Here is a 12,243-nt window from a genome sequence, read left to right as displayed (position 1 = left end):
TCTCAGCCCCCGGTGATCGCCGCGTACGTGCTCGCGAACTCCTTGGTCTGCTCGTCGCTGAGCGCGGGCCACTGCTTCACGCGGTCGAGCGTCGATTGCGGCGGGTTGATCAGCGGGTTGGCGGCGGCGCTGGGGTCGAGTTTGTTGAGGTCGTCGGTCATATCCGTGAGTACCGGGATATAGCGGGTGAACACAACCAGTTTCGCGTAGTTAGGCCTGTCGTACACGTAGTCGATCCACGCCTCGGCAGCCTTTTGGTTCTCCGCGGTATACGGGATCACCATGCTCTGCATCGTCAGCGTCCCACCCGACTCCGGGATGATGAACTCCAAGTCCGGGTTGTCTTTCTGCAGCTGCACGATATCGCCGGAATAGGCCTGTGCGACAGCGATGTTGCCCGCGGCAAGATCACTGGCGTAGTCGTTCCCGGTGAACCGCCGGATCTGTCCTGCCTCCTGCTGCTCGCGGACCACATCGGCAGCCTTCTGAACGGTCTCACTGGTGGGAGTCTCAGGAGAGTTGCCCTGGGACAACATGACCATGCCCAAACTGTCCTGAACGTCGGACAGCATGCTGACCTTGCCCTTGAACGCCGGATCCCACAGATCGTCGATCTTGGTGATATCCCGGCCGGTCGCGGCCCGGTTGTAGGCGATTCCGACCATGCCGGACATGTACGGTGCGGTGAACTTACGGCCGGGGTCGATGTTCGCGTTGAGCAGACCGGGTTGGAGGTTCTTCTTGTTGGGCCAGCGCGATTCCCGGATGTCGTTGAGCCATCCCAGCCGATGCAGGCGTGCGGCGATGGTTTCCGAGGGGATCACCAAATCGCAGCCGATGGACTGGTGGCGAGACAGCGGTTCCCGGGTTTTCGAGAACCATTCCTCGTCGTCGTTGTAGTCCTCGCGGTAGTCGACCGTCAGACCCGAGGCCTTCTGAAACTCGGCGACGAAGCCGTCGGCGATGTACAGCGGCCAGTTGGATACCCGCAGGATGCCGGTAGCCGGGGCGCCGTCATCTGCGGGCGCCGCGGCCGGTGCGGAGCCTGGGGCCGCATTGGACCCGCATGCTGCCAGCAGTGCCGGACCCACTACGGCTGCCGCGGCTGCGGCCGCACCGCCGCCGAGGAAGCGCCGGCGGTTGAAGCCGCTGGTCGAAACCTGTGCCGAGAATCCGTGGCTGCCGTCGTTGAACATGGCATTGGACGCTAAGTGAGACCGCATCACCTCGGACATGCCGATGCCGCTGAGCTGACATGACGATTACGCCGAAACCGACGAGCCGAAGCCCTGCCTCGGCGCCGAGGCAGCCGTGCACACCCGTTACGATGCGTAACTGATGGAACCGAAAGAGTCCATATTCCGCACTCGTGGAGAGGCGTATGACCTCACCGTCTTCTGAGGCTAAAGATGACCTCGACGATATCGATCGCATCTTGCTGACCGCCCTACAGAAGGACGGTCGCATCGGCTACGCGGAGTTGGGTGAGCTGGTCGGCCTCACCGCGGGCGGTGCGCGGAAGCGGTTCAAGCGCCTGCAGGACCGTGGGATTCTGCAGATCGTCGGTGTCACCGATCCGCTCCGGCTCGGTTATCGCAGTATGGCGATGGTGGGCATCGTTGCTGATGGTGATGTCGAGGCCATTGCGGCGGCTCTCAACGATGTGGACGACGTCATTTACGTAGTCCTCGCGGCGGGACGCTATGACCTTCTGGTCGAAGTCATCGCGACCGATCAACCATCCATGCTCGAAGTGATCAATCGGAAGATCCGCCCTATTCCGGGAGTCGCTCGCGCTGAGACGTTCCCTTACTACGGAATTCGCACCCACCGGTTCGAGTGGGGCGTCCGCTAGCTTCCCGGTGGAGATGCGCGGAGGCGCGAACCCAACGTCGTAGTGGGCGCGTGGCCCCCATCAACTTCTCTCCAGGCCAAGCGCGACTAGGCGCAGCGGCGGCGGAACCGTCACCCATTGGCTCGGCCGCATCATCGATTCTCGAATCGGGACTTGAATGCAGCTTGTTGGTGACCAATAGTTACCGACTAAGATAGATTAGTCATGTAACGTGACCAATTATCTGAAATTCATCACGATGTGAATCTTGATTGGGGTCGTAGTGGACAACATCGCCGATCAGCGGTGGCGCCTTGCCCGACCGGCCATCGAAACCGAGGAGGCTGCGCGGCTCGTCGCCGAGCACTTCGGTGTGGAAGGTCGGATTTCGGAGCTCGGGAGTCAGCAGGACCGAAATTTTCGCGTCGACCCTGGATCTGGTGCCGGCCTGCTCTTCAAGGTGAACCATCCGTCGGTTCCGCCTGAGGTGGTGGAATTGCAGGCCGGAGTCTCGGACCGCCTGCGCGCATCCGGCATCGCGACGCCGGCGGCGCTTTCGACGGTCAGCGGGCAGCGGTCGATCGCCATCGCCGCGCCTGACGGGGCTACCGCGCGGGCTTGCGCCTTCGAGTTCCTTTCGGGTCACCCGGTCGCCGAACTCGCTCCGCTCACCGGCGTACTGGCGCAGGAGCTGGGCGCTCTTGCCGGGCGCGCGTCCCGGGCGCTGGCAGGCTTTGAGCACCCGGCCGCAGACCGAAAGATCCAATGGGAGCTCGGCCAAGCCCCCGACGTCGTCGAGGCTCTGCAGGACGACCTGGCGGCGCATGTTCGCGAGAGATGTCTCGTCGCAGCGCGGGAGGCGGCCGCGCAGTTGGCGGTCGTGGGCCCGGCACTGCCTCGGCAGATCGTCCACGGCGACCTGACCGCCGATAACGTGCTGATGGATGCGCACGGCGAGCTGTGGATCGTCGACCTCGGGGACGTGTCGTACTCGTGGCGCGTCGCAGAACTCGCGGTGCTCGCGGCCGACATTCTCGGGCGTACCGGCAGCATGACCATGGTCGGACGAGCCGTTCGAGGTTTCGCCGCGGAGGTTGAGCTGACCGATGAGGAGCTCGCCGCTCTATGGCCCCTGATGGTCCTCCGCGGCGCGGTCTTGGTGGTCAGCGGGTGGAGCCAGCTCCGTATCGACCCGGACAACGCGTACGCGCGGGAGCGGCTCGAGCATGAGTGGCAGGTGTTCGAGCGGACCCTGAATTGCGAACCGGCTCAGGCTACTTCGCAGCTGCGTCTGGCCGCTGCGCGAGCCCATCTCGCTGGACTTCGCTATTCCGAGATTCTGCCCGGGAGAGGCGAAGCGCGAGTGATCGATCTCGGCATTCGCAGCGAAGCGCTCGACCGCGGTCGGTGGATTGCGCCCGGCGCCGAGCGTGACCTTGCGCGCGAAGCGCTTGAACACGGCCCCGTCGCGGTGATGCGGTTCGGCGAGGCCCGGCTCACCCGGGTATCGCTGGGCGTGGGGCGGCAGGCGCCGACCCGCTCGCGATGTGTTGAGTTCTGGGCGCGACCGGGAACAGTTGTGCGGTCGCCGTTTTCAGGTTCCGTCGTGCAGGATGGGGCGGGGCTCGAACTGGCCGACCGGGGCGTGGTCCTTCGCTTCGAAGGGTTATCGCCTGCTGCCCTGAATGGTGACGTAGAGGCAGGTGGGTACCTCGGTCAGGTCGCTCCGGACCCGGAAAGCCTTGGCAGACTGGTAGTTACCCGCCGTGTGCTCGATGCCTGCAGCGACGCGGCTTTCGCCGGTCCGGATGACGAGTACGAGACCGACGGTGCCGCGGACCCGTCGCAGATCCTCGGGGTACCGTCGGTGCCTGACCCGCTTGCCGAACTGCGCGCGGTACGCGCTCTTCGTGACCGCGCCATGGGCGGCGCCGCCGAGCGCTACTACGCCGACCCGCCGCAGATTGAACGTGGTTGGGGCACAAGGCTGATTGATACTCAGGGTCGGGCATACCTTGACATGGTCAACAACGTGACCGCGATCGGGCATTCGCATCCGCGGCTGGCTGACGCGGTGGGGCGACAGCTGAACCTGCTCAACACGAACTCGCGATTCCTGTATCGAGCCTATGCCGACTTCACCGAGAAACTGCTCGCCTACAGCCCGGATCCGTCGCTGGACACCGTGATCCCGGTGAACAGCGGTTCTGAGGCGATCGATCTCGCGATTCGGCTCGCCCGGGTGGCCACCGGTCGACGCGATGTGATCGCGACCCGCGAGGGCTACCACGGATGGACGATGGCGGCGGACGCGGTGAGTACCTCTGCGTTCGACAACCCGAACGCCCTGTCCTCCCGGCCCGAGTGGGTGCATCTGGTTGATGCCCCTAACACTTACCGCGGCACCTTCCGGGGGCCGGACGCCGGACCGCGGTATGCGGCTCAAGTTTCCGACCTCACCGCTGCGCTCGTGTCGGAACACCGTGCCCCGGCGGCGTTTATCTGCGAGCCCGTGCTCGGCAACGCGGGCGGGGTGATCCCGCCACAGGGGTATCTCGCTGAAGCATATGCGGCCGTGCGCCGACACGGCGGGCTCGCCATCGCCGACGAGGTACAGGTCGGGTATGGGCGGCTGGGCACCGCGTTCTGGGGCTCCCAGACGCAGGGAGTCGTGCCGGACATCATTGCCGTCGCCAAGGCGGCGGGCAACGCCTATCCGATTGGCGCGGTCATCACCCGTCGTGCGATTGTGGACGCTCTGCGCGAGGAGGGGACGTTCTTTTCGTCCGCTGCCGGCGCGCCCGCCGGGGCGGTTGCCGGGTCTGTGGTCCTGGACGTGATCAGGGAGGAAGGGCTGCAAGCCAACGCGGCCCTGGTGGGAGCTCACCTGCACCAGCGACTCTCGACACTGAGTGAGAAACACCCGATCATCGGTGCGATTCATGGCGCGGGCCTGTATCTGGGAATAGAGCTGGTCCACGACCGCAAGTCGCTGAAACCGGCAACAGCCGAAACCGCCTGGCTCTGTGAGCGACTCCTTGATCTCGGCGTCATCATGCAGGCAACCTCCGAACGGCAGAACGTGCTGAAAGTGAAGCCACCGCTCACGCTCACCGTCGACGAGGCGGACGCCTTCGCCAACGCTGTGGATATCGCACTGACCGAACTCAATGCCGGGGGTAGCCCCGTGCTCTCGGCTGAAAGGGAAATTCGATGAGTGCCTTCGATACGGTGGTTGTGGGTGCCGGAATCGCGGGTGTCACCGCGGCGAACTTGTTGAGCCAGGCGGGGCAGCGAGTGGTCGTTGTTGAGGCGAGGGACCGGGTTGGTGGTCGGCTGTGGACTGACCGGTCGGCGGGCTTCTGCGTGGATTTGGGTGCCTCCTGGATTCATGGCGTTGACGGGAATCCGTTGACGGACCTCGTTGAGGCGTTCGACATCGACACTGTGGAGTTCACGGTGGGTGCGTTCCAACCCGACAGTCGTCCGATCGCGAACTACAGCCCGTCGTTTGAGTTGCTGGATTCTGTTGCCGCCCAACGATGGGCTGATGACGTTCATGTTGTTGACGAGGAACTGGAGCGCGTCATCGCCTCGTCGGACAACGGGCAGAGCTATGCTGCGGTCGCAGCGCAGGCCCTTGCGACACGGGACTGGGATACCGAGCGCATGCAGCGGGTGTGGGAGTTCTACCGTCATCGCACCGAGGAGCAGTGCGGCGCGCATATCAGCGAGGTCGCGGCACACGGCCTCGATGAAGATGTGATCTTCGGTGACGAGGTGGTTTTCCCGGGTGGCTATGACCAGCTGGTTCTGACGTTGGCTCGGGGTCTGGACATTCGGCTGAACCAGGTCGTGACGTCGGTGGCCTGGTCGACGGAGGGCGCGCGGGTGGATACCGCGACAGCCTCCTTCGAAGCGCGCCAAGTAGTGGTGACCGTGCCGTTGGGTGTCCTCAAGAGTGAGGCCATCCAGTTCGTTCCCGAACTGCCGCCCGAGGTTGCCGGTCCGATCGAGCGGCTCGGGATGGGTGTGTTCGTCAAGGTTTTTCTTCAGTTCCCACAACGGTTTTGGCCCGGCAATGTTTACGCGATCCGCCAGCAGGGTGCAGCCGGGGACGTGTGGCATTCGTGGTACGACGTGTCGGGCAGCAGTGGACAGCCGATGCTGTTGGCGTTCGCCGGTGGTCCGCGGGGCCGGGAGGTCGAGGGGATGACTGATGAGCAGGTCGTCGCCTCGACGTTGGCCTCCCTGAGACAGATTTATGGCGACAGCGTTCCGGGCCCGGTGAACCATTGGGTTACCCGGTGGGGTGCAGATCCGTATTCGTTGGGTTCGTATTCCCATGTGGCGGTGGGAGCTTCCCACGAGGATCACGATGCGATGGCGACTCCGGTCGGTGGGGTGGTGCACCTTGCTGGGGAAGCAACCTGGAGCACCGACCCGGCGACGGTGAACGGGGCGTTGCTGTCGGGACATCGGGCTGCTGAGCGCGTCCTCGGAAGACCGATCGATCTGGGAGAACTGCATCAGCACGTCCCTGACAGCTGAGCGGCTCGCGTGACCTGATGGCAGAGTGTCAACGATTTCGCCGAGTTCGTTACATAACGTAGCCCCGGCCCCGCCGGGGCGCGGCCTAAGGTCTGCGTTGTGCGCGACGGGAGCGCACCGCAAGAGCGTCAGTTCGTCTGTAGAGGTTGCTTCATGAGTGGTGTTTTAGAGCGGCTGCAAACTGCCATGTATATAACGCTCACGGCGGCGTTCTTGGGGTTGACACTCTCGGCCCTCGTCGCGGTCCTCATCGCTGCCGCGCCGCTCAAGCTCTTGGCCTTGATCGACAGACAAGCTTGATCTGCAACTCGTCAAGCCCCGTGGTTCCCGGCTCCTCATTGAGAGCTTCACCGGCCGGGGTCGATCCTCACAGCAACCGAATCGTCGCCTTGTTCTGAGTCGCCGGTCCGCCGATACGCATGAAGTTGATATGAAGTCTTCTGCGGACGCCCTTATCGTCCGCAGAATGACGGTGTGACGGCGATGTCTGCTCCCTCCGGCGCCCCGCAACAACGGCAGTCGGCCGACGGGCAGTTGCCGACGAAGCATCGTGCCGGACGAGCACTGATCCGAGTGTTGGGTGGTGCCGAGGACCCCGCACCGGAGGACCCAGGCCAGCGTCTCGCCCTACCCGACGGCGACCGGGCCGAGGCTGCCGAGCAGGTGGGCGTCGTTCGCCTGGCTCGCCAGCAGGAACTGCAACAGGCCCGGTACTACCGCGGGATGCTGGAGGAGCAGCGGGCAGTGGTCGAAGATGAACTGACCCGTGACTGCGACTTGCTCGTCCGGCATCTGGCCGACGATGGCAACCGACGCCGGATGCCTCGTCTTCGTGAGGCCATCAGGCTCAAGCGACGTGAGCAATATCAGATCGACTGTTTGCTGGAGTCTTTGAGCGCGAGGTTCTTCTGGCCCCGGCCGAAGGAGCTGCCGGACCACCGTTTCGCCATCGAGATCCACCCCACGCGGCACGGTTACCGGGTTCGGGTCCCCGATCTGGATCTGTTCGTCACCGTTGTCAGCCGCGCCGATGCCGAGATGTCGGCCCGCGAGCACATCGCCGTACACATGGGTACCGCCATCCGCCGCATTGCGGTGTACGTCGCCCCTGCTCACTGACCGTCAGCCTTGAGGAGCTGGTGGCCCGGCTGCGTGGGTTGTTGCGCCGGTCCAGTCACACCACGCCGCCGGCCGATGAAACGTTGGAGGTCGGGGACATGGTGCTCGACGGTGCGAGCCGTGAGGTCACCCGGGCTGGTGAGCCGATCAATCTCACGGTGACCGAGTTCGAGTTGTTGCGTTACCTGATGCGCAATCCGCGCCGGGCGTTGAGCTCGCTGAGATCGACCGGCCGTCAAACCCCTTTTCCATCAAGGTGTTTATTCATCTGCTGATTGGCGAAATCTGTGTGTGCCGTGTGGAGTGTGTTTGAAATGACCTGGCGCTGTTGGTGGGAAGCTCGTAGTACGTAACCGAAGGTTAATGTGCGGGCGCAGTTCTCCCGCCATTAACCTTCGAGAAACGCTGTGTCCCAAATGTTTAGGGATGTATGGCAACGGGTGATGACATCGCTTTGCGCGCGCTGCTAGGTTCCCCCGGAAGGCCATTCCCGGGACACTGAGAGGCTCCGTCGCACCATGCTGAAAACTCTTGTCACACTCGCTGCCGCATGTTCGCTCGGCAGTGTTGCGTCACTTTCTGGCGCCATCCAGTCTGGGGCCCAACCGATTCCGGCTCCGCCGGCGCCCGATGTCGCGACCGGACCAGGGGTTGGCAACGGCGACGTACCGTCGGCCGCGCCCGGGATCTTGCCAACGCCTGAGGGCTGGATTCTCTCGGTCAAGGCGGTGGGCGAGACGCAGCTCGACGTCGCGCCGTTGACCACTGCCGTCTCCTCGCGCGAATACCTGGTGGGCGGAACGTTTCTGGGTGAGGTGGGGGGATCCGGTAGGGCCGCGCTGGCAGGCGGCACGCTGGAGGCGGGATACCAGATCGGTTGTGGTATCAGTGCTGATGTCGTCGACGCGAGGTTTGGCGGCAATATCACGCCGTCGCTGAGCTCTGTTGGTGTGCCGAGCGTCGGCGGTGGTCTCTTTGCGCAGATCCGCCCGACTCTCAAGCCGGGCAGCGCATCCGTCATCCCGGTGACGAAGATTCAATATGAGGGCGATTCGGCACGTGTGACGATCACCGGCCTGCGGATCAAGATCGATAACTGCGTCGGTCAGTCTTTCATCCGCTCTTACGCGACGTTTACCAGCTCCACCGCCGACACGCAGGATGTCGTCTCTTACGTGGGCGTCACCAAGGCCGTCTGAATCCGGAATCCCAAACTCACACGCGCTCAATCATTTACGTTCCGAGAGGTATCTGCAATTCACATGACCAAGATTCTTGCTGCGCTGATGGCGGTTGGCGCGCTGATGGTGCCGGCACCACACGCGATCGCCGGTCCCGAACCCGCCGTGCCGCATGAGCCGGGTCCAGATGCGGTCCCGCCCGTTGAAAGCGAACCCGGAATGACGCCGGACACCGGGACCGTCGCCTCCGCGGAACCGGCCGTGGTCACGACGCCAGACGGCTGGGTTCTGAGGCTCGCTGCCAAGGACGAAACACAATTGCCGATCCCTGCCCTCACCACCGCGACCACGTCCCGTGAGTACCTGGCGGGCGGAACCTTCACCGGCAGCGTCAGCGGCAGTGGCAGTACGTCATTGCGCGGCGGCACACTCGAGGCGGGCTACCAGATCGGCTGCGGGATCGCACTGAGCTCGGTTCGCTTGACCGGGAGCCTCGGACTTTCCTCCTCGGTCAGCCGGTCCGGCCTTGGCGGGATCAGCGCACCGATCCAGGGCAACGTCGAAGTGCGACCCAAACCTGGCGAGGTCATCAACGTCTCGGTCACCGAGATGAAGTTCAAAGGCAAGGATTCCCGGGTCACGCTCAAAGACGTACACATCAAGATCGATGGGTGCGTTGGCCAGTCTTTTCTGCGGTCATACGCCAAGCTGACCAGCGCAGCCCCGGGATCCCAAGATATCGTCGCCTATTACGGAGCCACCAAGGCTGTCTGATCCGCGCCGGCCCGCATCTCTGGATACGTCGGGTATTCGATTCCCGACAGGTACTGCACTGTGCGCACGACCTGAGATGAGTAGCCGAATTCGTTGTCGTACCAGACGTAGAGGATGACGTTGTCCTCGTCGACGATCGTCGCGTTGGCATCGATGATGCTCGCCGCGCGTGAGCCGATGAAGTCGCTGGAGACGGCGTCGGTCGCGGCGGTGTAGTCGAGGTTGCGGCTCAACGGTCCCGACAGCGACGCCTGGCGCAGGTACTCCAGGACCTCTTCCTTGGTGGTCGGGCGGTGCAGTTGCATGTTGAGGATCGCCACCGAAACATCCGGCGTGGGAACGCGAATCGAGCTGCCGCTGATCTTGGCCTTCAGATCAGGCATTGCCTTGGCGACCGCGGAGGCCGCCCCCGTCTCGGTGAGCACCAGGTTGAACGGCGCGGACCGGCCACGGCGATCGGCGTTGTGGTAGTTGTCCAGCAGGTTCTGGTCGTTGGTGAACGAGTGCACGGTCTCGACGTGACAGCGCGCGATGCCGTACTCGTCGTCCACCGCCTTCAGCGGTGGGACGATCGCGTTGGTCGTGCACGACGCGCACGAGAAGATCTGCTGCTCGAGATCGAGGGTGCGGTGGTTGACCCCGTGCACGATGTTCGGCACGTCGCCCTTGCCCGGCGCGGTCAGCAGGACCTTCGCGATGCCGGGGCGCAGGTGCTTGGACAGGCCTTCGCGGTCGCGCCATTTACCGGTGTTGTCGATCAGGATCGCGTTGTCGATGCCGTATTCGGTGTAATCGACGCTCGCCGGGTCGTCACTGTGGATGAACTTGATGACGTTGCCGTTGGCGATGAGGCTGTTGGTCTCGGTGTCGACCTTGATCGTGCCGTCGAACTGGCCGTGCACCGAGTCGCGGCGCAGCAGCGACGCCCGCTTGGCCAGGTCGCCCTCCCCGTTGCTGCGGATCACCACCGCGCGCAGGTTCAGGCCGTTGCCGGACCCGGCCTTCTCGATGAGCAGGCGCGCGACGAGCCGGCCGATCCGGCCGAACCCATAGAGCACCACGTCCCGAGGACCCTGCGGTTCGCTCTTGTTCTCACCGGTCACGTCGCTGAGCACCTGCGCGGTGAACTCGGGTACGGACAGCCCCGCATCGCTGGCGCGGTACGCCATGATCAGCAGGCCGAGGTCGATCTTCGACGGGCCCAGGTCCAGGTCGGCCAGCGCCTGCAGGAAGGGGAAGGTCTCCTCGACCGACAGTTCCTCACCGCCGACCTGCCGCGCGAACCGGTGGGTCCGCAGGATCTTGATGACGGACCTGTTCACCAGCGACCGGCTGTGCAGCAGGACCGTCACGCCCTTCGCCCGGTACAGGGTGCCGATGATCGGGATCATCGCCTCCGCGAGTGCTTCTTGGGCATTCCAGTGGGCGAGTTCTGGCGAGTTCAAATCAAGCGTCCTGTGGGTCGTGTGGGCTGGCCCCTCGGATGAGTAGCGCTTCGATGTTAACGATCGCCGTTTCTCACAAAACGCCACGGTAGGGCGGTGAGATAAGCAGTGGTGCAGGTCACAGGTGGAATGATCGCGTTCGGAGGGGTCGAAAGGGGTCGTCATGCCAGTCCCAGAGCAACCTCCCGGCGTCGAGATCGAGGAGGTCGGGGGCCACATCATCACCGGCGTGCCCACCGCGATCTGCGCCTTCGTGGGGAGCTGCGCTCAGGGCCCTGTCGAAGACCCGGTACGGGTCACCTCGTACCCCGAGTTCGAGGGCATGTTCGGGGGATTGTCGTCCGACAGTGGTCTGGGATACGCCGTGCAGGACTTCTTCGCCAACGGCGGCGGCTCCGCGATCATCCTCCGCCTGGTTACCGAGGATGGCGTTCTCACGGAAACCGACTATGTCGGCGCGGGCTTCGAGGACGCCGACAAGGGCATCTACGCACTGGCGAAGGCCGATCTGTTCACGCTGCTGTGCCTACCGCCGCCGGTGCCGGACGGCGACCTACCGCAGACGGTGTGGAAGGCGGCGCTCGCCTACTGCGCTCGACGCCGCGCATTCCTGATCGTCGACCCGCCGGCGGCGGTGACGCCGAGCACCGTCACAGGCTGGCCGGCCGACCACGGTCTGACGGGGGACGCCGCCCGCAACGGCGCGGTCTACTTTCCCCGGATTCGGCGGCCGGATCCGCTGCGCAACGGGGCCGTGGGCGACTTCGCGGCCTGCGGCGCGGTGGCCGGCGTGATGGCCCGCACCGATGCCGACCGTGGCGTGTGGACGGCACCCGCGAATGCGGGGCTGGCCGGGGTCTCAGGGTTGACAGTGGTGCTCACCGACGGCCAGAACGGCACCCTCAACGCGTCGGGGGTCAACTGCTTGCGGACGTTCCCTGGCAGGGGCCCAGTGGTGTGGGGTGCCCGCACGCTGGCGGGCACCGACGCCCTGCACGACGAATTCAAGTACGTCTCGGTGCGCCGGCTGGCGCTCTACATCGAAGAGTCCGTGTATCGCGGGACGCAATGGGCGGTGTTCGAGCCCAACGGGGAACCACTGTGGACCCGGCTTGGCCGGAGTGTCGGCGCGTTCATGCGGGTGCTGTTCCAGCAAGGGGCTATTCAGGGGCAGACGGCGAAAGATGCCTACTTCGTGCGGTGCGACCGGACCACCATGACTCAGGACGACATCGACCAGGGCCTCGTCACCGTCATGGTGGGGTTCGCGCCGGTGAAGCCCGCGGAGTTCGTTGTCATCCGCATCCAATTGTGGGCCGCGGCCCCGACGGGATAGACG

At 64.5% G+C, this 12,243-nt stretch carries 9 protein-coding genes and 1 pseudogene; 8 read left to right on the top strand and 2 right to left on the bottom strand.

Features of this window, described 5'->3' with window-relative positions:
- Nucleotides 1–2: 2 nt before the first annotated feature.
- On the bottom strand, nt 3–1,196 hold the full coding sequence (locus EH231_RS28990) for a polyamine ABC transporter substrate-binding protein (RefSeq protein WP_124713839.1): 1,194 nt from the start codon (nt 1,194–1,196) through the stop codon (nt 3–5).
- Between the two features lie 185 nt (nt 1,197–1,381).
- On the opposite strand from EH231_RS28990, the gene EH231_RS28985 reads away from it, so the two are divergent.
- The 7 genes and pseudogenes from EH231_RS28985 to EH231_RS28955 all read left to right on the top strand — a co-directional run bounded on the left by EH231_RS28985 (nt 1,382) and on the right by EH231_RS28955 (nt 9,459).
- The gene (locus EH231_RS28985) at nt 1,382–1,855 is read left to right on the top strand and encodes an Lrp/AsnC family transcriptional regulator (protein ID WP_090423902.1); all 474 of its coding nucleotides are present in this window, start codon (nt 1,382–1,384) and stop codon (nt 1,853–1,855) included.
- Between the two features lie 262 nt (nt 1,856–2,117).
- Nucleotides 2,118–5,051, top strand: a complete 2,934-nt coding sequence (locus tag EH231_RS28980; protein ID WP_206429620.1) for an aminotransferase — start codon at nt 2,118–2,120, stop codon at nt 5,049–5,051.
- Nucleotides 5,048–6,385, top strand: coding sequence for a flavin monoamine oxidase family protein (locus EH231_RS28975; protein ID WP_090423903.1), 1,338 nt, complete (start codon nt 5,048–5,050; stop codon nt 6,383–6,385). The genes EH231_RS28980 and EH231_RS28975 overlap by 4 nt, the downstream gene beginning before the upstream one ends.
- A gap of 483 nt (nt 6,386–6,868) precedes the next feature.
- Nucleotides 6,869–7,504: a hypothetical protein gene (locus tag EH231_RS28970; protein ID WP_124713838.1), complete on the top strand. Its 636-nt coding sequence runs from the start codon at nt 6,869–6,871 to the stop codon at nt 7,502–7,504.
- Between the two features lie 5 nt (nt 7,505–7,509).
- Nucleotides 7,510–7,719: pseudogene (locus tag EH231_RS28965) on the top strand (response regulator transcription factor); the annotation flags it as partial.
- Between the two features lie 303 nt (nt 7,720–8,022).
- On the top strand, nt 8,023–8,703 hold the full coding sequence (locus EH231_RS28960; protein ID WP_164481057.1) for an MspA family porin: 681 nt from the start codon (nt 8,023–8,025) through the stop codon (nt 8,701–8,703).
- 63 nt (nt 8,704–8,766) lie between these two features.
- Nucleotides 8,767–9,459, top strand: coding sequence for an MspA family porin (locus tag EH231_RS28955; protein ID WP_124713837.1), 693 nt, complete (start codon nt 8,767–8,769; stop codon nt 9,457–9,459).
- On the opposite strand, the gene EH231_RS28950 is transcribed toward EH231_RS28955, so the two are convergent.
- Nucleotides 9,435–10,850 (bottom strand): glyceraldehyde-3-phosphate dehydrogenase, encoded by a 1,416-nt coding sequence (locus EH231_RS28950; protein ID WP_420891980.1) that lies wholly within the window; start codon nt 10,848–10,850, stop codon nt 9,435–9,437. The two genes, EH231_RS28955 and EH231_RS28950, sit on opposite strands and share 25 nt — an antisense overlap.
- A 217-nt stretch (nt 10,851–11,067) precedes the next feature.
- Between EH231_RS28950 and EH231_RS28945 the strand changes: the two genes are divergently transcribed.
- Entirely contained in the window at nt 11,068–12,240 is a 1,173-nt protein-coding gene (locus tag EH231_RS28945; RefSeq protein ID WP_090423907.1) for a phage tail sheath family protein, read from the top strand.
- Nucleotides 12,241–12,243: the final 3 nt, after the last annotated feature.

The sequence above is a fragment of the Mycolicibacterium nivoides genome, assembly GCF_003855255.1.
Taxonomy (GTDB): Bacteria; Actinomycetota; Actinomycetes; order Mycobacteriales; family Mycobacteriaceae; genus Mycobacterium; species Mycobacterium nivoides.
The sequence above is the reverse complement of the archived record's forward strand: the minus strand, read 5'-3'. Positions and strand labels throughout refer to the sequence as shown.